The 26,431-nt window shown below is 64.1% G+C and carries 26 protein-coding genes; 1 reads left to right on the top strand and 25 read right to left on the bottom strand.

Annotated elements, in window-relative coordinates; translation table 11 throughout:
- Positions 1–441: a DUF2914 domain-containing protein gene (locus IPP68_10925; protein ID MBL0350868.1), complete on the bottom strand. Its 441-nt coding sequence runs from the start codon at positions 439–441 to the stop codon at positions 1–3.
- Positions 442–521: 80 nt separating this feature from the next.
- Between IPP68_10925 and waaF the strand changes: the two genes are divergently transcribed.
- Positions 522–1,511, top strand: coding sequence for a lipopolysaccharide heptosyltransferase II (gene waaF / locus IPP68_10920; protein MBL0350867.1), 990 nt, complete (start codon positions 522–524; stop codon positions 1,509–1,511).
- A gap of 106 nt (positions 1,512–1,617) precedes the next feature.
- On the opposite strand, the gene IPP68_10915 is transcribed toward waaF, so the two are convergent.
- The 24 genes from IPP68_10915 to IPP68_10800 all read right to left on the bottom strand — a co-directional run bounded on the left by IPP68_10915 (position 1,618) and on the right by IPP68_10800 (position 26,431).
- Complete coding sequence (locus IPP68_10915) at positions 1,618–2,892, bottom strand: 4Fe-4S binding protein (GenBank protein ID MBL0350866.1); 1,275 nt, start codon at positions 2,890–2,892, stop codon at positions 1,618–1,620.
- 2 nt (positions 2,893–2,894) lie between these two features.
- A complete protein-coding gene (locus tag IPP68_10910; GenBank protein ID MBL0350865.1) occupies positions 2,895–3,698 on the bottom strand; it encodes an electron transfer flavoprotein subunit beta/FixA family protein in 804 nt (267 codons plus the stop codon).
- A gap of 109 nt (positions 3,699–3,807) precedes the next feature.
- The gene (locus IPP68_10905; protein MBL0350864.1) at positions 3,808–5,037 is read right to left on the bottom strand and encodes an acyl-CoA dehydrogenase family protein; all 1,230 of its coding nucleotides are present in this window, start codon (positions 5,035–5,037) and stop codon (positions 3,808–3,810) included.
- Between the two features lie 86 nt (positions 5,038–5,123).
- Positions 5,124–5,906: a ribonuclease III gene (gene rnc, locus IPP68_10900; protein MBL0350863.1), complete on the bottom strand. Its 783-nt coding sequence runs from the start codon at positions 5,904–5,906 to the stop codon at positions 5,124–5,126.
- A gap of 9 nt (positions 5,907–5,915) precedes the next feature.
- On the bottom strand, positions 5,916–7,160 hold the full coding sequence (fabF, locus tag IPP68_10895) for a beta-ketoacyl-ACP synthase II (GenBank protein ID MBL0350862.1): 1,245 nt from the start codon (positions 7,158–7,160) through the stop codon (positions 5,916–5,918).
- 96 nt (positions 7,161–7,256) lie between these two features.
- A complete protein-coding gene (acpP, locus tag IPP68_10890; GenBank protein ID MBL0350861.1) occupies positions 7,257–7,496 on the bottom strand; it encodes an acyl carrier protein in 240 nt (79 codons plus the stop codon).
- Between the two features lie 131 nt (positions 7,497–7,627).
- Positions 7,628–8,371: a 3-oxoacyl-[acyl-carrier-protein] reductase gene (fabG, locus tag IPP68_10885; GenBank protein ID MBL0350860.1), complete on the bottom strand. Its 744-nt coding sequence runs from the start codon at positions 8,369–8,371 to the stop codon at positions 7,628–7,630.
- A gap of 38 nt (positions 8,372–8,409) precedes the next feature.
- The gene (gene fabD, locus IPP68_10880) at positions 8,410–9,345 is read right to left on the bottom strand and encodes an ACP S-malonyltransferase (GenBank protein MBL0350859.1); all 936 of its coding nucleotides are present in this window, start codon (positions 9,343–9,345) and stop codon (positions 8,410–8,412) included.
- Entirely contained in the window at positions 9,342–10,118 is a 777-nt protein-coding gene (locus tag IPP68_10875) for a site-specific DNA-methyltransferase (GenBank protein MBL0350858.1), read from the bottom strand. The genes fabD and IPP68_10875 overlap by 4 nt, the downstream gene beginning before the upstream one ends.
- 80 nt (positions 10,119–10,198) lie before the next feature.
- Positions 10,199–11,182, bottom strand: a complete 984-nt coding sequence (locus tag IPP68_10870) for a ketoacyl-ACP synthase III (protein MBL0350857.1) — start codon at positions 11,180–11,182, stop codon at positions 10,199–10,201.
- 2 nt (positions 11,183–11,184) lie between these two features.
- The gene (gene plsX, locus IPP68_10865) at positions 11,185–12,210 is read right to left on the bottom strand and encodes a phosphate acyltransferase PlsX (protein MBL0350856.1); all 1,026 of its coding nucleotides are present in this window, start codon (positions 12,208–12,210) and stop codon (positions 11,185–11,187) included.
- A 49-nt stretch (positions 12,211–12,259) separates the two neighbouring features.
- On the bottom strand, positions 12,260–12,466 hold the full coding sequence (rpmF, locus tag IPP68_10860; protein ID MBL0350855.1) for a 50S ribosomal protein L32: 207 nt from the start codon (positions 12,464–12,466) through the stop codon (positions 12,260–12,262).
- 17 nt (positions 12,467–12,483) lie between these two features.
- Complete coding sequence (locus IPP68_10855) at positions 12,484–12,900, bottom strand: DUF177 domain-containing protein (protein MBL0350854.1); 417 nt, start codon at positions 12,898–12,900, stop codon at positions 12,484–12,486.
- Between the two features lie 121 nt (positions 12,901–13,021).
- Positions 13,022–13,168 (bottom strand): hypothetical protein, encoded by a 147-nt coding sequence (locus IPP68_10850; GenBank protein ID MBL0350853.1) that lies wholly within the window; start codon positions 13,166–13,168, stop codon positions 13,022–13,024.
- 66 nt (positions 13,169–13,234) lie between these two features.
- Positions 13,235–14,401, bottom strand: coding sequence for a glycosyltransferase family 4 protein (locus tag IPP68_10845; GenBank protein MBL0350852.1), 1,167 nt, complete (start codon positions 14,399–14,401; stop codon positions 13,235–13,237).
- Positions 14,388–16,064 carry an O-antigen ligase family protein gene (locus IPP68_10840; protein ID MBL0350851.1) on the bottom strand — a complete coding sequence of 559 codons (1,677 nt, stop codon included), beginning with the start codon at positions 16,062–16,064 and terminating at the stop codon, positions 14,388–14,390. The genes IPP68_10845 and IPP68_10840 overlap by 14 nt, the downstream gene beginning before the upstream one ends.
- Before the next feature lie 85 nt (positions 16,065–16,149).
- Positions 16,150–17,502 carry an FAD-dependent oxidoreductase gene (locus IPP68_10835; protein MBL0350850.1) on the bottom strand — a complete coding sequence of 451 codons (1,353 nt, stop codon included), beginning with the start codon at positions 17,500–17,502 and terminating at the stop codon, positions 16,150–16,152.
- Positions 17,499–18,524, bottom strand: coding sequence for an undecaprenyl/decaprenyl-phosphate alpha-N-acetylglucosaminyl 1-phosphate transferase (locus IPP68_10830; GenBank protein ID MBL0350849.1), 1,026 nt, complete (start codon positions 18,522–18,524; stop codon positions 17,499–17,501). The genes IPP68_10835 and IPP68_10830 overlap by 4 nt, the downstream gene beginning before the upstream one ends.
- Positions 18,521–20,506, bottom strand: coding sequence for a glycosyltransferase family 39 protein (locus IPP68_10825; protein MBL0350848.1), 1,986 nt, complete (start codon positions 20,504–20,506; stop codon positions 18,521–18,523). Before IPP68_10825 ends, IPP68_10830 begins: the two co-directional genes overlap by 4 nt.
- The gene (locus tag IPP68_10820) at positions 20,476–21,231 is read right to left on the bottom strand and encodes a glycosyltransferase family 2 protein (GenBank protein ID MBL0350847.1); all 756 of its coding nucleotides are present in this window, start codon (positions 21,229–21,231) and stop codon (positions 20,476–20,478) included. The genes IPP68_10825 and IPP68_10820 overlap by 31 nt, the downstream gene beginning before the upstream one ends.
- Positions 21,224–22,696 (bottom strand): glycosyltransferase family 39 protein, encoded by a 1,473-nt coding sequence (locus IPP68_10815; protein MBL0350846.1) that lies wholly within the window; start codon positions 22,694–22,696, stop codon positions 21,224–21,226. The genes IPP68_10820 and IPP68_10815 overlap by 8 nt, the downstream gene beginning before the upstream one ends.
- Positions 22,693–23,664, bottom strand: a complete 972-nt coding sequence (locus IPP68_10810) for a flippase-like domain-containing protein (GenBank protein MBL0350845.1) — start codon at positions 23,662–23,664, stop codon at positions 22,693–22,695. The genes IPP68_10815 and IPP68_10810 overlap by 4 nt, the downstream gene beginning before the upstream one ends.
- On the bottom strand, positions 23,661–24,389 hold the full coding sequence (locus IPP68_10805; protein MBL0350844.1) for a glycosyltransferase family 2 protein: 729 nt from the start codon (positions 24,387–24,389) through the stop codon (positions 23,661–23,663). The genes IPP68_10810 and IPP68_10805 overlap by 4 nt, the downstream gene beginning before the upstream one ends.
- Positions 24,386–26,431, bottom strand: a complete 2,046-nt coding sequence (locus tag IPP68_10800; protein MBL0350843.1) for an O-antigen ligase family protein — start codon at positions 26,429–26,431, stop codon at positions 24,386–24,388. The genes IPP68_10805 and IPP68_10800 overlap by 4 nt, the downstream gene beginning before the upstream one ends.

Raw genomic sequence — 26,431 nt, 5'->3', positions numbered from 1 at the left:
CTATTGCGGGGCGGCGGGAGAGGCGGCCGCGGCGGCGGCGACCGTAAAGTCGATCGACTTCAGCACCGTGCCGGCGTCGTCTTTGACCTCCACCTTCCAGGCGCCCGGCCAGACGGTTTTGTAACTCCAGGTGCGGGCGGGGGAGACGCTCAAGGTCAGGGGAACTTCGGAAACCTCTTTCCCGTCCACGGACCACACGTGCTTCAATGAACCCGGGACCGTGGCCGCTTTGGCCTTGGTCCAGCAATAAACGCGGGTCACGCCGGCGTCGAACGTCGCCGACTCCCCGGTCAATTCCCGGTTGTCGACGCCCGTGCCCACCGAAGCGCCCAAAATCTCAACACCGGCCGGAGCGGGGGCCGCCACCGGGGCCATCTCCTCGGCCCGAACGAAGGACAAACCGCCGACGACCAAACCCACCGCCCAAAGGATTTTCTTCATTACACACCTCCCGAAAAGATTGGGTTAAGCATACATCCTGCCCATGAAAAAGACCAGACCCGAACTGGTAAAATCTCCCCATGTCTTCCCGCGTGCTGGTTCGAGCGCCCAATTGGCTGGGCGACGCCGTGATGTGCGGCCCCTTTCTCAAAGGGCTTCTGGCCCGGGGCCGGCCGGTGGACGTGTTGGCCCGGCCCGCCGTCGCGGGCCTTTTCGAAGGGTTCCCCGGCCTCTCCGAAGTTCTGATTCTCAAACCCGACGAAACGCTCCGGTCCGCCGCCCGGCGTTTGGCCGGCCGCGGCTACGCCGCCGCCTACGCCCTGCCCCCCTCCTTTTCCGCCGCCGCCCTTCATTTTCTGGCGCGCATTCCCGAGCGGGTGGGGCACGCCACGGATTTTCGATCGTTCCTCCTGACCCGCGCGGTCCGCCCGGACGAACGATTCCACTACACCCGGCGTTATCTCCAACTGCTGGGAGACTCCGCCAAGGAACCCGGTCCGGGGGACTTTTATGTGCCCACGGCCGATGATTCCACGATGGACGCCTGGGTCGGCGCCCGGGGGATCGACGCCCGCCGACTGCTGATTCTGGCCCCGGGAAGCCGGGCCCCCGCCCGGCGTTGGGACCCCGAACGATTCGCCGCCGTGGCGGACCGCGCGGGCTCGGACTGGTCGGCCGTTCTGCTCCTGGGCGCCGCCGAAGACCGCCCGGTCGCCGACGCGGTGGCCCGCGAAGCCGAACGCCCCCTGGTCAACCTCTGCGGGGAGACCCCCGTGCCCTTGGCGGCGGCGCTCCTTCGGCGGGCGGCCGCCCTGGTCACCAACGAATCGGGAATGATGCATTTGGGATGGGCCGGGGGAACGCCCACGGTCGTGGTGGCGGGGCCGTCGGAACCCCAGGCCACTTCGCCCTTTGGGCCCCGCGTTCGGGTGATCCAACACCGGGAAATCCCCTGCGTCCCCTGCGTCCGCAACGTGTGCGGGCGCCGCGGCGAGGAGACCAACCTTTGCCTTCGGGCGGTGGGGGCCGAGGAAGTCATCGCCGCCCTGGCCGAACTTTCCCGCCGGTAGATAGACGGGATCGGAGGCGTGGAGGAGAGGGGAAGACGGATCGGGAAAAACGCGGGAGCGCGTCCCCGGGAGGGGAGCGCGGGAAAAGGAAGGACGAAGCCGCGGCCTAATGGCCCCGGCGTTTTTCGATTTCTTTGACGAGAGCCGGCAGAATTTCGAACAGGTCGCCGTCGATGGAGAACGTCGCCATTTTGTTCAAGGGCGCCTCGGCGTCCTTGTTGATGGAAACGATGACTTCGCTGGAACTCATGCCGGCCAAGTGCTGGATTTGGCCGGAGATCCCGGCGGCGATGTAAAGCTTGGGACGCACGGTGCGTCCGGTCAATCCCACCTGATGGCGGTAGGCGATCCAGCCGGCGTCGACGGCGGCCCGGCTGGCGCCGACCGCGCCTTTCAACAAACGGGCCAACGCCTCGATGGACTTAAACCCTTCCGCCCCGCCCACGCCGCGACCGCCCGCCACGATGACTTCGGCGGAGGTGATGTCCTGGGCTTCGCCCTTTTCGGCTTCGTAGCGGACAAAGCGGGTGCGCTGTTTGACTTTGGCCAGATCGACGGCCACGTTGATCACTTTTCCCTGGCGCCCGGCCTGCTTGGGCGCCCGGGGGAAGGCCATGGGGCGCACCGTCGCCATTTCGGGGCGGTGCTTTTCGCACAAAATCGTCGCCATCAAATTGCCGCCGAAAGAGGGCCGCGTGGCGTGGAGCATGCGGGTTTGGGGGTCGATGGCCAATTCCGTCGCGTCGGCGGTGATGCCGGTGTTGGCCGAGATGGCCACCCGGGAGCCGAAGGACCGGCCGATGGTCGAGGCGGGCATCAAAAGCTTGTTGGGTTTTTCCTGGATGATCAAATCGGTCAACAGCTGGGTGTAAATTTCGTCGACGAAGTTTTCCAGGGTGGGGTGGTCGAGCACGTAGACGCGATCGGCCCCGTGGTCGATCAAATCCTGGGCGTGTCGGGCGACGTCCTTGCCCATGAGCACGGCCGCGACTTCTTCCCCCAGCGTCTGGGCCAATCCCCGGGCCACGCCCAACAATTCGTAGGCGGTGGGCATCAGCTTGCCGTGGCGCATCTCGGCGAAGATCCACACGTTCTTGTAAAGAGAAACGTCGACGGTGGTTTTCCCTTCCACCTTTTCCTTCACCATGGTGATGGCGTGGAAGACGTCTTTGTTCTTCGACTTCTCGAACAGCTTGTCGCAGGCCTGGACGCAGGCGTTGCAAAAAATGCATTTGGCTTCGTCGATCACGGCGAGCTTCCGCCAGGTGACGTTGGGTTCCTTCGGTCGCTCCACCATGTCGATGCAGGAGACGGGGCACACCCGGGCGCAGGACGTGCAGCCGGTGCAGCGGTGTTTGTCGACGAAGATCGCGTTGGGCATGGTTAGATCAGCTTCATTTCCTGGAGCTTGTCCACGAGATTTTTGGCTTTCTCTTCGGCGGTGGCGCCGTCGATTTTCACCCCGCCCTTGCGCGGCGGCGGGTTGAAGGACTTGGACACGATGGTGGGCGACCCGCCCAGCCCGATGCATTTCTTGTCGGCTTCGATGTCCGCCTCGGTCCACTTGGGGATGACCGCCTTTTTGGCGTTCATCTTGCCCTTGAGGGAGGCCACCCGGGGCTCGTTGATTTCCTTCACCACGGCGAGCACGGCGGGCAAATCCATTTCCAAAACGTCGACCCCGTCCTCCATCATGCGATGAACGACGATCTTCTTGTCGTCGACCGCCTCCACCTTCTTGACGTAGGCGATGTTGGGCCAGTCCAGCCAGGCGGCGATGCCCGGGCCCACGTGGCCCGTGTCGCCGTCGTTGGTCTGCTTGCCGCAAATCACCAGCTGGACCGGGCCTTTTTCCTTCATGATTTTGCGAATGCCCATCTGGATCGTGTAGGACGTGGCCCAGGTGTCGGCGCCGGCGAAGGCGCGGCTGGTCAAATGGAAAGCCTGGTCGGCGCCGCAGGCGATGGCCTCGCGGAGCGAATCTTCGGCTTGAGGGGGGCCCATGGTCACGACGGAGACCGTGGTGCCCGGGAGCCGTTCCTTGATGCGAACGGCCTCTTCGATGGCGTAGGCGTCGAACGGGTTGATGGCCGCGGCCATGCCTTCGCGCTTGAGCGTTCCGGTGGCGGGGTCGATTTGAATGTTCGATGTCGCGGGCGTCTGCTTGATGCAGACGACGATGTGCAGTCCCATGGCGGTCGTCTCTTTACTTAGGTTATCGGCAGGTTCGTGATGTTTTTCACGAAGCGATGCACCATTCTAACTGGAAAAGCTCGTCTTTTCAAGGAGGGAACGCTCAGTCCCCCTTGGACGCCAACTCCTTGGTGATCATCATCCCGATTTCGTTGCGCTGAATCTGGTTGGTGCCTTCGTAAATCTGGGTGATCTTCGCGTCCCGCAGGTATTTTTCAACGGGGAAGTCCCGCATGTAGCCGATGCCTCCGCACAGCTGGATGGCGTTGTCGGCGACTTCAAAGGCCGTGTCCGAGCAGAACAGTTTGCACATGGCGGAGTATTTGGTCCACCGGCCGGAGGCGACGCGCTTCATTTCCTCGTACACCGTTTTGCCCGATTGCTCCGACGCTTCCACCGCCGCTTTGAAATCGACGTCCATGGCCCGCACCACGCTGTAGAGCAGCGCCCGGGCCGCTTCCAGCTTGGTCGCCATGTCGGCCACCATGTGCTGGGAGGATTGGAAGGAAAGAACCGTTTGGCCGAACTGCTTGCGCACCTTGGCGTAGTTGAGGGCTTCTTCCAGGGCGCCGGTGCCGATGCCCAGGGCCTGGGAGGCGACGCCGGGGCGGGAAATGTCCAGCGTGGCCTGGGCCACGAACAATCCCTGGCCTTCTTTTCCGAGCATGTTGGCGGCCGGGATGCGGCAATTGTCGAACACCAATTCGTAGGTGGCGCTGGAGCGGATGCCCATCTTGTGCTCTTTTTTACCGAAGGAGAATCCCTTGGTCCCTTTCTCGATCACAAAGCAGGTGATGCCACGGGCGCCCCGGGAGGGGTTGGTGGACGCGAACGTCGAATAAATTTCGGCCACTTCGCCGTTGGTGGCGAAATTTTTCACGCCGTTCAAAATGTAGTCGTTGCCGTCTTTCTTCGCCGTGCAGCGGGTGGCGGTGGCGTCGGAACCGGCTTCGGGTTCGGTGATCGTGAAAGCGCCGAGGCGTTTGCCGGAGGCCAGGTCGGGCAGCCAGCGTTTCTTTTGCTCCGGCGTGCCGAAGAGCATGATGGGGAAGGTGCCCAGGGCCGTGGCCGCCAGGCTGAGCGCGATGCCGCCGCACACCTTCGACAATTCCTCGACGACCAGGGCCAATTCAAACACCCCGCCGCCCAATCCGCCGTAGTTGGTGTGGAAGTAGACGCCGCACAAATCGGCCTTGCGGAATTCCTCGACGATTTCCCAGGCGAAGGTGTCCTCGGCGTCGTGCTTTTCGCGGACGGGCTTTATTTTCTTCTGGGCGATTTCGCGCGCGACTTGGACGATGGCCTGCTGCTCTTCGGTCAAGAAATAGTTCATGACGTCTCCTTCGGGGGTGAACTCAAAATCGATGGGTCCGGCCGGTCAACTATACAAAAATCGCCGGGGGGCAAACGTGACGCGGCTCAGGATTTTTCCTTTTCCTCGGTTCGCCGGGCGGCCCGCCGGGGGCTGGGCTCCGACAACGCGTGATCCTCCGCCATGTGGTGGGGATCGATTTTGGGGGCCAACCGGTGCTGGCGGATCTTTTTCAGCGCCTGATACGCCGCGGCCTGCTCGGCCTCTTTCTTGGAATGACCTTCCCCCTGGCCCAGGAGCCGCCGACGGACGTTCACCTGCATGACGAAGGTTTTGTTGTGGTCGGGGCCTTTTTCCTCCAACAGCAGGTAGGACGGGGGAATTTTATACCGCTTCTGAATGATTTCCTGAAGTTTGCTTTTGTAATCGGTTTCGACGATGCGTTTCTTTTTCGAAAGGAGGCGGACCACGAACCGTTGGGCCACGGAAAACCCGGCGTCCAGGAAGATCGCGCCCAGAAGGGCCTCAAAGGCGTTGGCGAGCAAGCTGTCCCGTTCGCGCCCGCCCGTGGCCTCTTCGCCGTCGCTCATCCACAAATATTTCCCCAGGCCGATTTCCCGGGACCACACGACCAGGGAGGGGCGCGCCACCAGCTGGGATTTCAGCTTGGAAAGCTTGCCCTCGTCTTCGTCGGCGTAGCGCTTGAAAAGGTAATGGGCGACCACCGTGGCCAAAACGCTGTCGCCCAGGAACTCCAGCCGTTCGTTGAAGGTTTTGCTCCCCCGTTCGATCGCGTGGGACTTGTGGGTGAGCGCTTCCTCCAGCAGTTTGGTGTTCTTAAATTTGTGGCGAAGCGCCTTTTGAAGGAGTGCGGAGTCCTCGCGCGGCATGACGGCCCGTTAGGATTTGAACCGTTTCACCACCAAAACGGCGTTGTGCCCGCCGAACCCCAAGGAGTTCGAGAGCGCGACGTTGATCTGCGCCGGCCGGGCCACGTTGGGCACGTAATCCAGATCGCATTCCGGGTCGGGGGTTTCCTGGTTGATGGTCGGGTGAAGGGTGTTGTGTTCCATGCTGAGGAGGGTCGCGATCAACTCCGCCGCGCCGGCGGCGCCCAGGAGGTGTCCGGTCATGGATTTGGTGGAGGACACGGCGAGTTTCTTCGCGTGGTCGCCGAACACTTTTTTGATCGCGAAGGTTTCCGTCTTGTCGTTGAGTTCGGTCGAGGTCCCGTGGGCGTTCACGTAGTCCACGTCCTCGGGCCGGAGGCCCCCGTCGGCCAGCGCCAACTGCATGGCGCGACTGGCGGCCTTGGCTTCGGGGGAGGGCGCGGTGATGTGGTAGGCGTCGTCCGTCGCGCCGTACCCGGCCAATTCCCCGTAAATCTTGGCGCCGCGCGCCAGGGCGTGCTCCAGGGTTTCCAGCACGACCACCCCGGCGCCTTCGCCCATGACAAACCCCGAGCGGCCCTTGTCGAAGGGACGGCTGGCTTTTTCCGGCCGATCGTTGAAATCCGTGGTCAACGCCCGGGCTTGGCAGAAACCGGCCACGCCCAGGGGCGTGATGGCCGCTTCGGTGCCGCCGGCCAGGATGACGTCGGCATCGCCGTAGCGAATGTGCCGGAGGGCTTCCCCGATGGCGTGGTTGGAGGTGGCGCAAGCCGAGGCCACCGAGTAATTGGGGCCCACCAGGCCGTATTCGATGGCGATTTCGCCGGGGGCGATGTTGGTGATGAGCATCGGAATCAGGAAGGGCGACACCCGGCGCATGCCTTTTTCCAGAAGGACGGAGTGTTCGGCTTCGATGGTCGGCAAGCCGCCGATGCCGGAGCCCACGATGACCCCGCACCGCTCCACGTTTTCCTTTGCAAAATCGATCTTGGAATCTTCCACGGCCAATTTGGCCGCCGCGCAGGCGAATTGGGTGAACCGGTCCATGCGGCGGATTTTCTTTTTATCGATGAATTGCTCGGGCTGGAAATCCCGGACTTCCGCGTCAATGTGGCAGGGGTAGGTGGAGGGGTCGAAAAAACTGATCCGCCCGAACCCGGGACGTCCGGATTTGAGACTCTGCCAATAGGCCTCTTTGCCGATGCCGATGGGGCTGACGATCCCCACCCCGGTGATGACCACGCGCTTTTTAATGTCCATGGAATCCTCTTCGCGAACGCCGAATCCGCGGGCGTTCAAAATCGTGACCCCGAAGGGAGGCTGATCGTCCCTTCGGGGTCCGGGGAAAAACTATTTCTTGTGCGACTTGATGTAATTGACGGCCTGGGTGACGGTTTGGATTTTCTCGGCTTCTTCGTCCGGAATTTCCATGTCGAAGGCCTCTTCCAACGCCATCACGAGCTCCACCGTGTCCAGGGAGTCCGCGCCGAGGTCGTTGACGAACGACGCCTCCGGCTTCACCTGCGCCGCGTCCACGCCCAACTGCTCCACGATGATGTCCCGCACCTTTGTCTCGATGTCGTCTGCCACGTGTTGCCCCCTTCATTGAGGTTGTTGGCGTTTGAGGCCCAACGTGCGTGGGGCGACTTCCCCGCGCGCGTTGAGCTTCCTCCACCGTGCTGCTGAAAAACAAAGGCCCCGCGACGTCCGGGGCCGTTCCCTTACATGTACATCCCGCCGTTGACCGAAATCACCTGGCCGGTGATGTAGGAGCTCTCCGGCGAGGCCAAAAAGAGGGCCGCGTTGGCCACGTCCTGGGCTTCGCCCAAACGTTCCAGGGGGATGAGGCTGGAAAGCTTTTGCTTCTGCTCGTCGGTCAATTTGTCCGTCATGGCCGTGCGGATGAACCCCGGAGCGATGGCGTTCACCAGGACGTTCCGGCTGGCAAACTCCCGGGCGCAGGTCTTGGTCATGGCGATGACGCCGCCTTTGGTGGCCGAGTAATTGACCTGGCCGGCGTTCCCCATGAGGCCCACGATGGAGGCGATGTTGATGATGCGCCCCCCCCGCTGTTTGAACATGGGACGGTTGACGGCCTTGGTGCAGTTGAAGACGCCCTTGAGGTTCACGGCGATCACCGCGTCCCATTCCTGGTCCGACATCCGCATCACCAAATTGTCCTTGGTGATGCCGGCGTTGTTGATCAAAACGTCCACCCGGCCCATTTTTTCGGCGACGGCGGCGACCCACTTTTCGCATTCGTCGAACACGGTCACGTTGACCTTGGCCGCGTGGGTGTCCACGTTGTATTTTTGCTTGATCTCGGCGGCGGTCTGTTGGGCCGCGGCTTCGTTCACGTCGCAGAGGGCGATTTTGGCGCCTTCCTTGGCGAAGGTCTCCGCGATGGCCCGTCCGATGCCCTGGGCCCCGCCGGTGATGAGTGTCACTTGGTCTTTGAGTCGCATGGTGTGTCCTTTCGCGAGAGGAAAACGAACGCCGCGCCTTAGCGCGGGGCGACGGCCGCCAGCAGCGCGTCCGCCGATTTTTTGTCCTCTATATTAGAAAATTTCTTGGCCTTGTCGGTGCGCCGCAGAAGCCCCGACAGCACCCGCCCCGGTCCGACTTCAATGAAGTTCTCGACCCCCGCGGCGAAGAGGCCCCGAAGGGTGTCTTCCCAGAGAACGGCGTGGTCTATTTGCCGTACGAGCTTCGCCCGGATATCCTCGGGGGAACGGGTTTCCCGGGCATCCACGTTCATATACACCGGGACGGCCGGCGAAACGATGGTCGCGCGACCCAAGACCCCGGCCATGGCGTCCGCCGCGGGCTTCATGAGGGAGGAGTGGAAAGGCCCCGACACGTTCAAAACGATGGACTTGGGCGAACCGGCCGCCTGGGCCGCTTGGACGGCCGCTTGGACGGCGGCGACTTCCCCCGCCACGACGATCTGGCCGGGGCAATTGTAATTGACCGGCTGGCAAACGCCGTGGACCGACGCCGTCCGGCAAATCTCTTCGACGACGTTCCGGTCCAGCCCCACGATGGCGGCCATGGTGCCCGGCACTTTTTCCGCCGCGGCCCCGATGGCTTCGCCCCGGGCTTTCACCAGGTCCAACCCGGTTTCAAAATCGAAAGCGCCCGCCGCGCACAGGGCCGAATATTCCCCCAGGCTGTGGCCCGCCACCGCGTCGGCCTTGAAACCCGCCCCTTTCAACACCTCCTGGGCGGCCATGGACACGATGAACAGCGACACCTGCGTGAACCGCGTTTGTCGGAGTTTTTCCTCGGGTCCGTTCAGAAAAACGTCAATGTACTCTCCGCCGAGCTTGGCCGCCGCGCGGTCCAGCACGGCCTTGGCCGCGGGGAAATGGTCCGCCAATTCCCGCCCCATGCCCACGTATTGGGACCCTTGACCCGGAAACAAAAAAGCCGTTTTCATTCGATCGCTCCCGCTTTTGTCAGCGCTTTCCGGGCTTCCGCCACGTACGCCGCGTCGATATCAAACCCCACAAAATTTAAGCCCAGCGATCGGGCCGCCAGTCCCGTGGACCCCAACCCCAAAAAGGGGTCCAACACCGTTCGAACCCGGTCGACGCCGTGCAGCTTGAGGCACATCGCCGGAAGTTCCACCGGGAAAGTCGCCGGATGGGGACGATCCCCTTTTCGGGACTGAATCGTCCGGTAAGGGACAAACCACACGTTGCCCCGGCACCGCCGGTCGGCCGCGCGACCCCACCGGGCGATGTTTGATTTGTCCCGGTAGGGAACTCCGACGGCCAAACGGTCCAGGGGGACGCGCCCCGTCTTGGTGAAATGAAACACGAATTCGTGGCCGCTGTGCAAATACCGCCGGCTGTTGACGGGTTTGTAATGCCCCAGGGAAAGCCCCGGGCGTCGACCCGTGGGATCGTCCTCGGCCCCCGTGGCCAGGGATTTGACCCACAGAATCTGGTTCTGCAAAACGAAAAACGGCCGAAGGCGATTGGCCACGTCGCCGGGAATCCAGGGGTTTTGGGGCGTTCCCCCCACGTTCAAAAAAAAGGACCCCTCGGGGGCGAGCGCGCGGTGAACTTCCCGCCCGAAACGCTCGATCCAATTCAAATAGTCTTCCGGGGTGCGCCGATCGTCGTAGGCCCCGTAGGCGATGCCCACGTTGTAGGGCGGCGACGTCACCACCACGTCCACCGAGCCGGGGGCCAGCCGGGTTCGCATGCCGGACAAACAGTCCTCCGCGTAAAGAGCGACGGTGGGCGGCGCCTTCGCCGCCCGGCGCGCGGAGGAAACCGCGCCCGCTACCAACGAAGGACCGCGGCCCCCCAGGTCAGGCCGGCGCCGAAAGCGATCAGTTCCACCACGTCCCCGCGCTTCACCCGGCCGTCTTGCACGGCTTCGTCCAGGGCCACGATGGTCGTGGCCGCGGACATGTTGCCGAACTTGTGGACGTTGCGGAACACCCGGTCGTCGGGAAGGCTCACCCGTTTCGCGACCGCGTCGATGATGCGCAAATTGGCCTGGTGCGGAATCAAAAGGCGCAAGTCCGAGGGGGCGAGGCCGGCCTTGGCCAGGGCGCCTTCGGCGGCTTCCACCATGCGGGTCACGGCGTGCTTGAAAACCTCCCGGCCTTCCATTTTAATCGTCGGTGGAAATTCCTTGGCGTTGCCGTTCACGCCCAGGGGATGGCGGGAGCCGCCGCCCGGAATCGTCAGGATGTCCCCGGCCCCGCCGTCCGCGGCCAAATGGACCGACAACAAATCGCTGGTTTGGGACGTCGCCTGGAGCACCAGGGCCCCGGCCCCGTCGCCGAAGAGCACGCAGGTGCCGCGGTCGGTCCAGTCGGTGAAGCGCGAGAGGGTGTCGGCGCCGATCAGGAGGGCCGTTTTGGCCACGCCGGTTTCGAGGAGGCCTTTGACGCAGGCCAGCCCGTAGATGAAACCGGAACAGGCGGCGGAGACGTCGAAAGCGATGCAGGCCGGCACGCCGAGATTTTTTTGGACCAAGCACGCCGTCGAAGGGAAAAGGTGGTCGGGGGTGCAGGTCGCGACCACGATCAGGTCGACGTCCCGGGGTTGGAGGCCCGCCCGCTCCAGGGCCAACCGGGCCGCCCGGGTGGAGAGATCGGAGGTGGCTTCCTCGGGCGCCGCGATGCGGCGCTCTTTGATGCCCGTCCGCTCCGTGATCCACTCGTCGGTCGTGTCGACGATTTTGGAGAGGTCCGCGTTGGTCAGGATCTTCGCCGGGAGCGCCGCCCCGGTGGCCAAAAATCGCACGCCGCTCACGGTTAGGCCGACACCTTGAGCGGGATGATGTGGGCGTTGGTTCCCTGCAGGCGGTCCGAAATTTGACGGTTGATGCCGGCTTCAACGAAGACCCCCGCGGTGCGCACCGCGTTCTTGATGGCCTTGGCGTCGGCGCCCCCGTGGGAAATCAGGGCCACGCCGTTGACGCCCAGGAGCGGCGCCCCGCCGTATTCCGAGGGATCGGTTTTGCGCAGCAGTTCCTTGAAGGCGCCCTTGAGCAGATACTTGCCGAAAATCGCCAGGGGGTGTTTGCGCACTTCGTTCTTGATCAATTTCAAAACGGCCGCGGCCAGCCCTTCGCCGAATTTCAACAAAATGTTCCCCACAAACCCGTCGCAGACGAAGACGTCGGCCACGCCCGAGGGGACGTCGCGACCTTCCACGTGGCCCACGTAATTGAGTCCGCTGGCTTTGAGCATCGGGTGGGTTTCCACGGTGACCAGATTGCCTTTGCCTTCCTCTTCCCCGATGGTCAGGAGACCCACCCGGGGGGACGGAATGTTCAAAATGGCGTGGGCGTAAATCGATCCCATGACGGCGAATTGAAGGAGGTGTTTCGGTTTGCAATCCACGTTGGCGCCCACGTCCAGGACGATGGCGTTGCCGACCAGGGTGGGCATGAGCGTGGCGATGGCCGGGCGGGAGACCCCGGGCAACCGTCGCAGGTGCCAAAGGGAAGCGGCCATGGTGGCGCCGGAATTGCCGGCGGAAATCAAGGCGTCGGCCTTTCCCTGGGAGACCAATTCGGCCGCGACCATGATGGAGGAGTCTTTTTTGGAGCGGCAGGCGTCCGCCGGCTTTTCGTGCATGCCGACGACGGTCGGAGCGTGCTGGATCAGGAATTGGTCCCGGGCGCCGTGGTGCTCCAATTCCTGCTGGATCAGGTCCCGGTCGCCGACCAGAATGATCTCGTGGTCGGTTTCCTTTCGGGCCAGCAGGGCCCCCGCGATGTTGACGGGAAGACCGTGGTCCCCCCCCATGGCGTCCAACGCAATGCGGCAGGTCATCGGCGGTTCAAGAGCGCGCGGGCCGAATCCGGGGCGAGTTCACCAAAAACTATTTCTCTTCGCCTTTGGACTTCTTGGTCTTGGGGGCGACCACCAATTCCTTGCCGTAATAGCCGCAGGCCGCGCACACGCGGTGGGGCGGTCGGGCGGCCCCGCAGTTGGAGCAGCGGGACATCGATCCCATCACGAGTCGGAAATTCGCGGAACGACGGCTGTCGCGGCGCGCGGGGGAGTGTTTTTTCTTTGGGTTGGCCATGGGTTCTTTTCCTTCGCTTATTGAATCAATTTTTTAAGTTCGTCAAAGGGAGACGGGGCCGGCTCGGCGGGGCACCCGCAGGGGCCCTGGTTCAAGTTTCGTCCGCATCGGGGGCACAGCCCCCGGCAGGCGGGCCGGCAGAGGGGCTGGGACGGCAACGCCAGCAACAAGCTCTGGCGGACTTCGTCGTCCACCACCAAAAACGTTTCAGTCACGGGGACGCTCATATCGAGGGTCCCCTCCAAATCGGTTTCAAATCGAGCCAGGCAACGGGCGCAGGTCATGGCCACGCGGCCCCGGGCGGTGCCCCAGGCGTGCACGGCTTCTTTGTCCGCGTCGGCGGTCAAGGCCACCCGGACGGGCCCCACCAAAGCGGGCCGATCGGGCGTTTCCAGGGGGAGGGACGCCGCCGGGATTTCCCCTTCCACCGCCATCGAACCGTGATCCTGAATTTCGTGTATGCGGACTTTCACGGCTCCTCCGAAAAGAGCAAAAAACCCCCTTCCGGGGGTTCCGTTCGATTTTCGTGAGGTATTTTAGCGTTAAGCGCCGCTGTCAATCCGGGATGGGGTCGGCGCCGCCGCCGGGGGATCGGTCCCCGGGCCAGGGGCCCCGGAAAGGCTCGAATTTTCGAAAACGGAACATGGCGAGGAGGGGAAGCGGGGTCGACCCGACGGTTCGTTCCCGGATCCGGACTCGCACCGAGCCATCCCCCGGCAAGTCCGGCCCGCCCTTCCCCGAACACCCCCGAAGGATTTTAGCGGGGCTTTAAGCGGGCGACGTTTTGGGCGTTCGCGCGGACCAAAGCGCGCTGTACAGGCGTTCCTGGGCCCGAACCATGCCGTCGATGTCGAATTCGTCGCCGATGGTTTCCCGAGCGCGGCGGCCCAGGAGAAACGCCAGGTCGTCGTCCGCCAATATTTGGAGCAGGCGCTCGGCCGTGGTCAGAGGGTGCCGCGGCGGAACCAAAAACCCGTTGACCCCGTCGTCGATCAAATCCCGGCATCCGTCCACCGCGTTGACCACGCAGGGACGCCCGGCGGCCATGGCTTCCACCAGGGATCGAGGAAGGCCTTCCCACAGGGAGGTCATGCAAAACGCGTCCGTACGCGCCAACAGGGCCGGCACGTCCCGCCGCCACCCGGCGAGCACCACGTGGTCCGCCAAACCCCGGCGGCGAATCTCCTCTTCCAGGCGAACCCGTCCGTCGCCGTCCCCGATGACCAGGAATTTGACGTCGCGACGCCGCTGAAGGACGGCCGCGGCGGCCCGGAGAAAATCCTTCAAGTTCTTCTGCGGTTTGAAGGGCCCGATGGTGGTGACCAATTTTTCCTCCGCCCCCAGGACGATCCCCGGGGGGGCGTCGCGGCGGGACGCGAGGGACCGGTAGGGCGCCAACGGCACGCCGCTGCGAATGAGGTGGTACTGGTCCGGACGGCCGATCCCCCGGGCCAGGGCTTCGTCCCGGTTGGCCCGGGACACGGCGATGAGCGCCGTGGAAAGGCGGGCCGTCCACCGCTCCACGGCCACGTAGGCGGCTCGGACCGGCGCCGGCTGGGCCGGGTGGAAACCGAACCCGTGGAAGGTATGAACCACGACGGGGACGCCGGCGGCGCTCGCCGCCCAACGCCCGAGAATGCCGGCCTTGGACGAGTGGGTGTGGACGATGTCGGGGCGGAGACGGCGAAGAAGGCGGCGCAACTGAAAAAAAGCCGCGGCGTCCTTGACCGGATGGACCGCCCGCTGGAGGGCGGAAACGAATTCCACCGGCACGTCGTCGCGACCCGCTTCCCCGTCCAATATTCCGCCCGGACCGCAAATCAAATGAGCATCGAAGAAATCGCGATTCAAGGTTCGAACCGTGTGCAGGGTGTTTTGCTGGGCGCCGCCCCACTCGAGCTTGGTGACGATGTGGGCGACCTTAATTCGGGGCACGGGGGCCTTCCTTCAACTTTTCGTTGATTTGCGCCGTCAACGCCGCCCGCGCGGCCGGAGCGCTCGCCATCACCCGGGGGTCCGACAGGGCCCGCAGGGCCGATTGGTACGACGTGCGAGCCTCTTCCGACCGGCCCGCGGCGCGCAACACATCCCCCCGCCTCACCCAAGGGACGGGGCTCAGCGGCAGAAACCGCACGGCGGCGTCGTAATGGGCGAGCGCCTCGTCGTTTCGACCCCGGCGGAGAGCCAATTCGGCCGCGTCCCTTCGAAAACCGGCGCTCGTCGGGGCCAGGGCCACGCAGCGCGCCAAGTCCCGGGCCGCCCCGTCCGAGTCCCGGGCGATCAATCGCAGGGCCGCCCCGAGGTCGTAGAGCTCCGGGTTCCAACGGTTCCATCGAAGGCCCCGGTCCACCCACTCCCGGGCGGACGGCCACCGGCCGGTCTCAAATTCTCCCCGGGCCCGCTCCAGGCATTGCCCCGAACGAAAGAGAGCGTAGGAGGCGAACCCCGCCGCCGCGCACAACGCGACGCCCGCCAAGCCCAGGCGGCGGTGCGTCGCCCAACGGGGGGGGGCGCCGTCGAGATCGGCGTCCGCCCACAGAAGGCCGGCGCCGGCGAAACCGAGCCAATACAAGGCGGGAAAGGAAAATCCGAAATTGGCCAAATTGAACGCCGCGAAAGCCGCGGCCGAAAGCGTCAGCGCGGCGCGGCGCGCCGACCGCGCGCCGCCCCGGCGAACCGCCAAGAACCCAAAAGCGAGGAACGCGCCGAGCCCCAGGAGGCCCCGCTCCGCCGCCATTTCCAAAAACAGGTTGTGGGCGTAAAGCGTGTTCAACCCCCAGGCCGAGTTTCGGAAAGCGGGGTAAGCTTCGCCAAAGGCCCCCGGGCCGACGCCCAGCCAAGGGCGCGCCGCCGCCATGGCCCCGGCGGCGCGCCACCAGGACCAACGGTCGGCGTCGCCGGAAAACAATTTTCCCCAATCCGCCCGAAATAGAAAGGCCATCGCGCCCACCGACAGGACGGCCATCAAAAGGACGAGCCGACGATCGAGGGGGCGAGCGCGCCGACGAACCCACCAAGCCACTCCGGCGGCGGTTTCCGCCGCGAGGACCAAGAAACCCCAGAAGGATTTCGTCAACACCAACGTCCCCAGAGCCACGACGGCGGCCGCGCGCCACCCCCAGCGTTCCCGAGGACCGGACAAGGGCCCCCACCCCAGGAAAACGAGGAGAGGCAAACCCGCCACGGACAAACAGGCCAGCAGGTTCGCGTTGACGAGGGAATGGGCGAATTGGTCCGGGGAGGAGAAAGCGGCCACCCCCGCGGCGGCCAACGGCAGGACGGCTCCGGCCGCCAGGGACCGGAAATAAAGCGGGCGTAGGCGCGAAGGCGCCGCCGCGGTCAATAAGAAGAAAGCCACCGCCGGCAAATCGTTCAGGACCGCCGGTAGAACGCTGTTGGGGTATTCGCTCCCCAGGGCCGAAAGGATTCCGGCGCCCACAAAGAAACCCAGAGCCGGCCCCGCCCCTCGAACGACGTCAAATAAACCTTCCAAAGCGGCCGCCCGCCCCCGAACCAACAGAAGGGATTCCAATCCGCCCAGGAAGGCCCACGCCAGGAGCACGAGGGTTTGGGCCCATTGGTCCCAAGCCCCGCGCATCAGGGGTATCAGCAACAACAAACAAAGAAAAACTCCGTGAAAAATATGCGCGGAACGGTGAAAAGGGCGCACAAACGCCGGTCGGCTAGGCCGCCGGGCTCCGGCGACGTCGGGCGTCGGATTCGGCGACGCGCTTGCCGTCCAGCAGGGCTTCTTCCATAAAGGAATATTTCCAGGCCCCGTACCGGCCGATGGAATCCGCCCCCGCCCGGCGGTCGAGCCACCGGAAGATTCGGTCGAGCGCTTCGGTCCGGTGCCGGTCATACACCACGTAGGCGTAGCGGATGGGAACGACGTGGGCCACGGGAATTTGATCGGACCGTTTTAGGATTTTTGCGGCGATCAACCCTTCCCGCACGCGGGACAACAACCGCTCCCGCGCCCCGGGCCCGGCCGGTTCGCGTCCGGGGTCGCAGGCGATTTCGACGTACATGGACGAACAGCCGCGGGGAACGACGTGGGGCGTGAAATTCATGGGAAAACCGACGCGGTAGAAAGGGTATTTTTTTTCGGGGAAATAAATCCACGAGGCCGGCGAGATTTTGGGCCGGGCGACCCCCAGGTTCACGCACAGCACCGTCGTCCAGCGGAGCCGGGACCGGGGCTCCTCCAATTCCGCCGGAAAGGGCGTCAGGCGCTTCAACAGCTCGGGCAAGGGCAACGTGGACACCAGCCGCCGGTAGGGCTGCCATTCGCCGGTCGAGAGAAGGACCCGGCGCTTCTCCCAATCGACGGATTCCAGAGCCGCCCCGAGGCGAAGGCCCCGGACCTCCCGAGCGAGCGCGTCGGAAAGGACCTGAATGCCGCCGGTGCGCGGGTAGAGAAACGTCGTGTTGTAACCGAAAGCTTTCCGGTGCGCCGTTCGGGCGCCCGCCTCCACCTCGGCCAACGTGGGCACCGGGACGAAATTCCCGCACCACTCCGGCGTGAGGTCGTCCACCCCGATCCGCCAGAGTTTTTCGTTGTAGGGAACCATGAAGTGCTTTGAAATGCCGGCCCCGAAAAGCCGGTCGCACCATTGCCGAAAAGTGAGCCGGCCCGCGCCCTCCAACGGCCGGTCCCCCCACCGCGCCCGGGACCGTCGAACGCCCTCGACGCATTCCCGGATCACGCGGGGCGGCAAAGCGGCCAAATTGGCTTGAAACGGATAGGCGGAAAGCACCCCGTGGGAGTGTATCCGCGCGTCCCGACGGCAGACCACCCAATTGCCCTTCAGCAAGCGCTTCACCAGGGCCGTGGTGTACGGGTGATGCAAATGAAGGAGGTGGCCGGTGAAATCAAAGGTAAACCCACCAATTTCAAAGGAACGGGCGGTTCCCCCGGGTTGGGGCTCGCGATCGACCACCACCACCGGACCATCGGCGTGATAGGCGCAGGACAAACCGGCCAAACCGGCGCCGGCGACGATCAACGGCGCGGGGGTCGGCGCCGGCCTCACTCCGCCACCACGTCGTAAAGCTTCAGCATCACGAACAGCCCGAGGAGCCCCACCGCTCCAATGACCGCCACGGCGATGTAAAACGGAGTCAACGTCAGGAAAAAGGCGGCGGCGGACAGCGCGGCGGCCGCCGCGGCGAAGACGAGAACCACCTGCCGCCCGGTCAGCCCGAGGCCGCGCAATTTTTGCGCCAAGTGGTCCCGGGACCCCAAAAAGGGCGACTTCCCCTGAAGCAGGCGAAGGCACGAGACAAAAAACGTGTCGTACACCGGCAAACCGAGAATCAGCAACGGGGCGAACACCCCCACCTGGTTGAGGCGCGAATAGTCCGTCCCGAGCGATATGCCGGCCAGCCAAAACCCCAGCGTCAAACTCCCGGCGTCGCCCATGAAAATTTTATGGCGCTTTGAAAAATTATGCGGCAAAAAAGCCAGGCTGGCGCCCGCCACCGCCGCCGCGGCCACGTTCACGTAGACGGCTTCCGTCGGGATGGCGATCAGGAGAAACGCCGTCGACGCCACGAAGGATTGGGACGCCGCGAGGCCGTCCATGATGTCGATCAAGTTGATGGCGTTCGATATGCCCGTCACCCACAACACGGTGAGAACGTTGGCCAGCCAAACCGGCTGAACGAATCGAATTCGGATGTCGAAGGCGATCAACAACGCCGCCGCCGCGAATTGAAAAAGGAATTTCATGTAAAACGTGAGGCCGTCCGGCTTCTTGAGGTCGTCGATCAATCCCAAGGCGAGGATCACGAACCCGCCGCACAACAATCCCCACAAAGCGTGCAGGGTTCCCGTCGGAAAATGGGTCAACCCCCGAACGATCACCAACGACCCCACCACGCCGACAAAGATGGCGACCCCGCCCAGATACGGCACCGGGACCTTGTGGGTTTTAACCGGCGTGGCCGGATGGTCCAACACGTCGAAGCGCACGGCGAACCGGCGGATCAACGGGGTCAACAGAAAGGCCAAGGCGAACGCCACCAGGAAAACGCAGGCGTAAATGAAAATCACGGGGCCCCCAAGTCGAACAGCGCGGCCTGCGGCGTCGACGCGAGGACGGTCAACCCCTTCAGCATGGCCTCAAAAACGGAGGCCCCGTGAGGAGTCAAATCCAACACCCGGTAACTCTTAAGACGTTCCGCCTCCCGGCGGTTGAAAAAAAGATGGGTGAACCCCAGGTCGATCAAACGGCGCCGAAGCGCGTCGGCGTCCGCGGCGGCGTCCGACCATTCCCGAAGGGGCGGGGGCAGGAGCGCCATGGGGGCCAGGTACGGCCGGGGGCAATAGTATCCCCGCTGATCGCCGACGAACAACACCCGGCTGGCGGGGGGAAGCGTCGACATCCGCTGCGTCCAGGGGTAGTAATCGAGTTTCTGATTCAAATACGCTTCCCGATCCACGAGCCCAAAGGCCACGGGAAAGGGATCGCGGACCCGTTCGACCCAATAAAACAAGACGGCGTTGGAGAGGACAAAAAGGCCCAACCCGGCGGCGACCACGCGCCGAAACGCGGCGCCGCGCTCCACCACCACGGCGTTCAGACCCCGCCCGGCCAATAGGCAAATCAACGGGAAAACAGGGAATAAAAACCGGAGCACCGGCCGAAGGCACGCCCACAAAAGGACGTGCGCCGTCGCGTAGGCCAGGAGAAAACCCCCGGAACCGCCGTTTCGGCGAAGGCCCAAAAACCCCAGCGGAAGGAGCAACAACGGAAGGGCCCAGCCCAAATCGCCGGTGACGTCGAACCCGCCCCCGAAACGGGTGGCGTTCGTCGCCAATTGAAACGGCATTTTGAAAAGGGTGATCAACAAACCGCTCGTCCCTTTGTATTCGTCGAGCACGGCGAAGTAGGCTTTGGAGGATTCTTTGAACATAAAAACCTTGGACGCCGGGAAAATCGACGGTAGAAAGGGAAAAACGGGGTTCCCCCCCGTCAACACCGCGTTCTTCACCATCCAAGGGAGAAACACCGCGAAGGCCACGGCGCCCAACGCCCCGGCGTCTTTCCACCGCTCGGCCCAACCCCGGGCCCGGGGCCAAAGGAGGGCCCCCAGAAAAAGCAACCCCGGGGTGAGGACCCCCGTGTATTTGATCCCCGCGGCATACCCCCCGAACAACCCCGCGAGGCCCCACCAGCCGCGCCGGGAACTTTCCACGCCCTTGGACGCCGACCAAACGGCCAAACACGTCCAAAAAGCCATCGGCACTTCCACGTAGGTTTCGCTGGAAAGAAGAACCACGCAGGGCGCCGTTAAAAACAAAACCATGTCGAACCGCGTGTTTTTTTGCAAGAACGCGGATCGTCCCCACCGCCAAAGGCCCCACCCGGTCAAGGCCGCCAACCCCACGTTCCAAAATTGGGCCGCCACGTCCGTTCCCAACGCCAGGAACCAACCGAAGATCATCTCCGTGTTTTGAGGGAAATGACTGTAGTGGTTGTAAGGGACGAACCCCACGCGGCCTTCCTGCAAATATTTCGCGGGCAAAGCCAAGTGGTAAACCAAACTGTCGTAGTAGGTCGGCGGGGCCATGGCGCACAAGAACGCGAGAGCGAAAACCCCGAGCGCCAAGAAACCGACGCCGCCGGCGGGCGCCGCCCCCCCCTCCGAAGTCGCCTCTCGCCCCCCGGCCGCCAAGGCCGGGCCGGCCACGACCGCCGCCCCGACGGTTAGAAAAAAAATGGCGCCGGGGTTGAAATGCCCGGTCACGCCCAAACCCAAAAGCGCCATCGAAAAAGGCACGGCCCCGGCACCGACGGAAAGCAGCCAGCGCTCCGCGTTCCCACCGGCGTCGGCGAATTCCCTCGGCACGGTCCATTGGAGGAGGCGTCGGCCGAGCCCGGCCAAAAGAACCATCAACCCGGACGCCAGCAAGACGTTCCACGCCACCGACCAAAGCCCGGGGATGGGGTATTCCAGGAAATAAAACGCCGACAGCGTGACGAAAAAAGCGGCGTAAACGATCAGGAGGGATTTGCGGCGAACAGGGGGCATGGAACGAGGCGGCATCGATGAAGCACCCACCGGGTCAATACCCAGAGGGTTCCCAAACCGTACACGACGCTCCGACGGAAACCGATGGAGGAGGAGGAACGCTCGTACCGCGTGGGCACGGGGACGTCCCCCAATCGAAAACCGAAATGGACGGACTGGACGATGAACTGCTGGTCGAAAACAAAATCGTCGGAATTCCGCTCCCAAGGAAGGGTCTCCAGGACCCGCCGGGAATAGGCGCGAAACCCGCTGTGGGTTTCGCCCAAATTCTGCCCGAGGACGAGGTTCTCCAGGGCGGTGAGAACCCGATTAAAAAAATATTTGTAGGCCGGCATGCCGCCCCGGAGGGCCTCGGCGCGGGTTCGAATCCGACTGCCGAACATCACGTCGCAAACCCCCCGTTCGATAAAACCGGTCATCAGCGACGTGAGCCGCGCGTCGTATTGGTAATCCGGGTGAATCATCACGACGATGTCCGCGCCGCGGCGGAGGGCTTCCCGGTAACACGTTTTTTGATTCCCCCCGTACCCCCGATTCGCCGGGTGACGGACCACCGCCAATCCCAGGCGCTCCGCCAAGGCGACGGTGTTGTCGGTGGAGGCGTCGTCCACCAGAACAATTTCGTCGACGTCGGCCCGGGGAATGTCGGCCAAGGTTCTCTCCAACGTCTTTTCGGCGTTGTAGGCGGGCAACACCGCAATGATTTTGGCTTTTCGCTCAACCATGGCCGTCAAAAATAAAAACGCGCGGGTGGTGGGGAAACCGGGGGAGCCGCCGCTCAAAAGATTGCCGCAAGGCGAACCGCTCCTTCAAAGCGTCCAGCACGGCGTCGTCCCCCTTTTCGTAAGTGGCGTAAATCAAGAAATCCTGCCCCCGAAGCGCCGCGGGGACCGGGCCGCCCGGGGCCCAGTCCCGAATCGATTCGTTCGTAAAATCCACCTTGACGAAATAACCGTCCCGGGCATTGAATTCCGGCGTGTGCGCCCAACGCAGGATTTTGGACCCGGGCGCGACGCGCGCGCGCACCCAGTCCGCCGCCTCCAAACGCGAATCTCGCGCCCGAATCATCGACAATTCGGCCACGTCGGCCCCGAGACCGAACAGCACGGAGGTCCCCCACAGCAGAAGGGGGAGGAAGCGGTGACGCCGCCCGGTCCATTGAAACCCGAGCGCCGCGAACAACGCCGCTACGGGATAGAGCGCCAACGCGTAATGGGGGGCGTGCCCCCGCCAGAGACCAATAAATCCCAGAAGCAGAGCCGCTCCAACGCCGACCCGCTTCCAGGGTAAACGGTCTCGAACCACCCGCGCCGCGCCCGCCACCGCCCCCCCCATGACCAGGGGGCCCAAACCCACGATCAACCCCCCGACCATCGCGACGAGGGGGATCGAGGTCCCCGGCGTTCCAACGATTTTGGGGAACAAATGGCCGAAACGGCGGCAAAAGTCGGGCAAGGCGACCAGCGTTTCCGGCGACCCCAGGGCGTAAGCCCCCAACGAGGCGGCGCTTAGTCCGGCGGCCCACCCGGCGGCCCCCGGTCGTCGGCGCCAAAAGGGCTCTGCGATCAATAGAGGCAAAAGGATTCCCGGGTAATATTTCATGGCCGCGCCCAAGCCCACGGCGACCGCCGCCCCCGCACCGTTCCGCCGTGTGGGGTTCCCCCAAAAAACATCGATTCGATCCAGCGCCAAAAGCGTCATAAAGGCCGCCGCCACGTCCACGGTGCCGTAATGGCTGTGAAGCACGTGGAGAGGATTCACGGCCAAAAGCGCCCCCGCCGAAAGGCCCAAAGTCCAACCGGAACGGCGCCGCCCCATGTCCACGGTCAAGGCCACCGTGGCCAACGCGAAAATCACCGTTAACCCCCGGGAGACACCGAGGAAAAAACGGGAATCGCCGCTCATATACGCGGCCAGCAATTCCGGCATCGAAGGGACAAACCCGATCAAATGCCCGAGGGCATGAGCGGATCGGATCGCGCCGGCCAAAAGGCAAAAAAACAAACCCGGGTAGTCAAAGAAACCGGGCGCCCACGCCCCGTCGACCATCCGCAGGGAATAAAACAAAACGACCGATTCGTCGATATGCCCGAATTTGAGCGGAAACCCCCAATCGAAGGCGACCCAACGGAGGCCCAAGGCGGCCGCGCCGAGAAGCCCAAGGGCGACCAGACGTTTTCGACGCGTCATGGAGCGGATTTTATCAAATTTGCCGTGAGCTCCCCATCGCGGCGCCGACCCCGCCGCCAAAGCCCGGGCAAACCCCACACCGCTGATGATAGAATTTGCCCGGCGTGCAAAATCAAAACGAAGGGAAGGACCGCGGCGGGCTCTCGCCCCATGAGCGTCAAGGCCCCGACCCCCGCGGCTTCAAAGGTCCCCACATACCCCGGGGTCGAGGGAAGGGCCACGCCCGCCGCAAGGGCCACCAAGAACCACGCGCTTTCGCCCCAGGTCAGCCCCAACCCGAAGAGACCGCCGATCGTCCGGTCCAAAGCCACGTTCAATCCCCAGATTCCGGCGGACAAAAGAACCGTTTTCACCAACGTGCGCGGACGGCGCGCCACCGACCAGGAGGACGAAAACCCCGACAAGAACCGCCGGATCCCATCCGGCCAGGAGGCTCGCTTAACCCAGGAAAATAAATTCCCGCCAAAAAACGCAAAAAGGCCGACCCCAAGAATGACGGCGCCGAACAAAAACAAGGCGGAACGACCGGACAAAACACCTTTTTGGGGGGCCGCGGCCAATAGCAAAAACGTCAGAAGAGCCAACGCGGCCAGGTCCGCGGCGCGATCCAAGGCGAGGGCACCAACGGCCGCTCCCACGGAGCGCCCGGTGTCCCGGTGGGTCCAATAGACGCGGGCGGCCTCGCCCGCGCGGAAGGGCAAAACGTTGTTGAGAAAAAAGGACCCCGAGACGACGGGAAAAAGAACGCGGCGCTCCCCCGGGGAGGCCCCGAGCAAAAGACGCCATCGCTCCGTTCGGAGGAGATACTCCCCCAGGCCCGCCAACGGAATTACCAGAAGGAGGTACGGCCGCGTCAGGAGGGTCAGGGCGCGACCGATGTCCCCCCACCGCACGCCGCGAAAAGCGAACCACAACCCCGCCGCGCTGACCAGGCATCCCATCAAAAACCGAAGGCGGGGGTTTTTCACTTCGGTTTTCGAAGACGCCGCAAAAGGTCCAACGTGGCTCCGATGGTCCGAAGAACGGGCATTTTGCTGGGCGTGGGTTTCCGGTCGTAGCGAAGGAGAAGCGGAAGTTCCACCACGCGCGGCGACAGGCGCCCCAATTTAAGAAGCCACTCCGCCTGGCAAGCAAACCCGTTTTCCGTGATCATCCGCCCCGGGGCCTCAAACCCTTTCAAAATCAATCCCCCCCCGTACGCGCGGAACCCGCACGTGTAATCCCGGACGCCGCGCAAGGGGATCGCGAGACGGAACAGCCACGACGCGGCGCGCCCCGTCAATCGACGGAAAAAGGGGACGCCCGAGACCACCGCGCCGCGCACGAACCGGGACGCGATGGCGATGTCCGCGGTCCCATTTTCAACGGGCGCCGCCAGCCGGGGGATGAGGGCCGGCGGATGCGTGTTGTCGGCGTCCAAAGTGACCAGGACGTCCTTCTCCCGCAGTTGGCCTTTCAACGCCTCCAGCCCGGTTTGCAGGGCCGCGCCCAATCCCCGATTCACCGAGTGACGGAGGGAGATCAACGGGATTTTCTGACGCCAATCGGCGACCACGGCGGCCGTCCCGTCGGCGGACCCATCGTCCACCACCCAGACCTTGTAGTCCCCGTCGGCCAACGTCCGGGCAATGCCGTTTAGAACGTCGCCCAGGGCCGCCTCTTCGTTGTAGGCCGCCAGCAAAATGTGAATCATCGAATTCCCTCCCGCCGTTTTCGCACCTTCTCAAGCAAAGGCCCCGTTTCCGGGCGCTGGGGCGCTGTTTTTTGAACGGTTCGAAGAAGGGCCTCGGCCCGATTCAAATCGCCCGCGTAAAACCAACACCCGGCTTCCAGAAGAAGGCGCTCGGGTTCGTTCGGCGGAAGGCCGCTTAATAATGGCAAGGCGTCCCGGGGGCGTCCGGCGGACATCCGGGCGATCGCCCTTTCCCGAAGAAAAGAGTCGGCGTCCCGCCGGAGAATCGCCTGACGATACGGCGACCCCGGTTCGCTCGGCGCGGGGGGTGTTCCCCAACGGTTCCACCAGCCGGAAAGCCATCGATCGGCGCCGGCGGGATCGCCCTCTTTCCGGAGGAGGCGGCCGAGTAGAAGAGCGGCCTCCCCGTCCGCCGGTTCCAATCCCAAGGCCCGGTGGGCTTCGATCCGCGCGGCCCTCCGTTCCCCGCTTCGTTCCAGAACTTCCGCCAATTCCACCCGCCAAGGAACGTGCAAGGGCCACAACCGAAGGGCGCGGGCGTACGCCTCGACGGCGTCGGCGTCCCGGGGCGGCGATTCGTGTTCGGCCGCCAGATGCGCCAATCCGCGCCAAGCTTCCGCCCGTTCGGGAAATTGTTCCGCCACGGCTTCATAGAGCAACCGGGCCGACGCGGGGTCGGGGCGTCGGCCTTCCGCCGGGTCGGGGTGAAGGCGCGCGTCGGCCCGCGACAAACGGTTTTCCACCCACCGGGGATCCCAAGGCACAGGGATCCCCACCGCTTCGCCCAAGGCCGCCCCCCCGCTTGCCAGCGCAAGAACCACGAAAGCCACCCCCGCGATCGCCCGGACGGGGAGGGCCCCGGTGGTGGATTTTCCGAGCCGCGGCCGCCGGGAGAACGGCGCCAAACCGAGAAGACCCCCCATCATCAACCCGTTGATGGGCAAAAAAAGCGGGAAATTGAACAGCGCCACAACCGATTGGGCGGCCACCGCGGCGGCCGTGCCCCGGCCCCAGGGCCCCGATGGACGGAGGGCGAAAAAAAGGCCCACGCCGAAAAACCAAAAAATCACCGCCGGAATACCGAGAGTGGCCCCCGCCTGTAAAAAATCGTTGTGGGCAAAAAGGGTGGAACGTTCGAACCGGACCGGATCGGTCTCCAACGGCTGCGCGTGAGCCCGGTAAAGACTTTCAAACCGGCCCGGCCCCCATCCCACCACCGGCCGCTCCAAAAGGCCGGACACCGCGCCCCTCCAAATCAACGTCCGATCGAACGCGTAAGGATCGTCGACTTTGGACCAACGTCGGACGGTCGCGGTCGGCAACAAAGCGAATCCCAAGGCGGCGGCCGCCGCCAGCCCCACGGCGCCCCGCCGGCCCCACCGGTGAAGGACGACCACGGCCGTCCCCGCCAGCAGACCCAAAACGATTGATCGTGAACGCGTTAAAACCGCCCCGCTCATCAACCCCGCGGCCGCCGCGGCCGACAGGAGGCGCGCCCGTCGAGAGAGCGTCGCCTCAATGGCAAAAGAAAGAAACACCAGTCCGGCGACCGCCATCCAAAAACCGCCGTACACCGGATTCCCGGGAAACAAGTCGGGAACCGATGCCCCCCGGGACCGGACCCCCGCCAAGGCGGCCTCGGCCCCCCCCCCCGCTCCCAATAAAAAGAGAAAGGAGCGACGGGTCCGTTCGGTTCCGTGAAGGGCGGCCAGGGCGCCGAGACAAAAGGGGGCCATCGTCTTTTGCAACGAGGGAAAAGACGCCGCCCAGTCGTCGGACAACACGAAGGCGACCCCCGTCCACACGAGGAAGGGGAGGACGGCGGGAAAGAGCGGATGGCCACCCAAATCGACGGAACGGCGAGCCAAAAAAACGACGGCCGACAGAAAGACCATCGCGCAAAGACCGTTCCAAACCAACGGAACTTTGCCCCCGCGGCCCGCGGCGGTGATCGTTAAGGCGACCGGAAGGATCCAGGGCGCCGTTGATGTTCGGAGGAAGAAGGCGGCACGCTCGGCCCAGGGGGAAGGAATCGAGCGCAC

The sequence above is a fragment of the Elusimicrobiota bacterium genome (assembly GCA_016722575.1).
Classification (GTDB): Bacteria; Elusimicrobiota; Elusimicrobia; order FEN-1173; family FEN-1173; genus JADKIY01.
This window is presented reverse-complemented; position numbering and strand designations above follow the sequence as displayed.

Bases quoted from the DNA above. Each gene is read 5' to 3' on its own strand.
- IPP68_10925 (MBL0350868.1), bottom strand. From the start codon at position 441: ATGAAGAAAATCCTTTGGGCGGTGGGTTTGGTCGTCGGCGGTTTGTCC.
- waaF (MBL0350867.1), top strand. From the start codon at position 522: ATGTCTTCCCGCGTGCTGGTTCGAGCGCCCAATTGGCTGGGCGACGCC.
- IPP68_10915 (MBL0350866.1), bottom strand. From the start codon at position 2,892: ATGCCCAACGCGATCTTCGTCGACAAACACCGCTGCACCGGCTGCACG.
- IPP68_10905 (MBL0350864.1), bottom strand. From the start codon at position 5,037: ATGAACTATTTCTTGACCGAAGAGCAGCAGGCCATCGTCCAAGTCGCG.
- rnc (MBL0350863.1), bottom strand. From the start codon at position 5,906: ATGCCGCGCGAGGACTCCGCACTCCTTCAAAAGGCGCTTCGCCACAAA.
- fabG (MBL0350860.1), bottom strand. From the start codon at position 8,371: ATGCGACTCAAAGACCAAGTGACACTCATCACCGGCGGGGCCCAGGGC.
- fabD (MBL0350859.1), bottom strand. From the start codon at position 9,345: ATGAAAACGGCTTTTTTGTTTCCGGGTCAAGGGTCCCAATACGTGGGC.
- IPP68_10875 (MBL0350858.1), bottom strand. From the start codon at position 10,118: ATGCGAACCCGGCTGGCCCCCGGCTCGGTGGACGTGGTGGTGACGTCG.
- plsX (MBL0350856.1), bottom strand. From the start codon at position 12,210: ATGACCTGCCGCATTGCGTTGGACGCCATGGGGGGGGACCACGGTCTT.
- rpmF (MBL0350855.1), bottom strand. From the start codon at position 12,466: ATGGCCAACCCAAAGAAAAAACACTCCCCCGCGCGCCGCGACAGCCGT.
- IPP68_10855 (MBL0350854.1), bottom strand. From the start codon at position 12,900: ATGGCGGTGGAAGGGGAAATCCCGGCGGCGTCCCTCCCCCTGGAAACG.
- IPP68_10840 (MBL0350851.1), bottom strand. From the start codon at position 16,064: ATGCGCGGGGCTTGGGACCAATGGGCCCAAACCCTCGTGCTCCTGGCG.
- IPP68_10825 (MBL0350848.1), bottom strand. From the start codon at position 20,506: ATGCCCCCTGTTCGCCGCAAATCCCTCCTGATCGTTTACGCCGCTTTT.
- IPP68_10820 (MBL0350847.1), bottom strand. From the start codon at position 21,231: ATGGTTGAGCGAAAAGCCAAAATCATTGCGGTGTTGCCCGCCTACAAC.
- IPP68_10815 (MBL0350846.1), bottom strand. From the start codon at position 22,696: ATGACGCGTCGAAAACGTCTGGTCGCCCTTGGGCTTCTCGGCGCGGCC.
- IPP68_10805 (MBL0350844.1), bottom strand. From the start codon at position 24,389: ATGATTCACATTTTGCTGGCGGCCTACAACGAAGAGGCGGCCCTGGGC.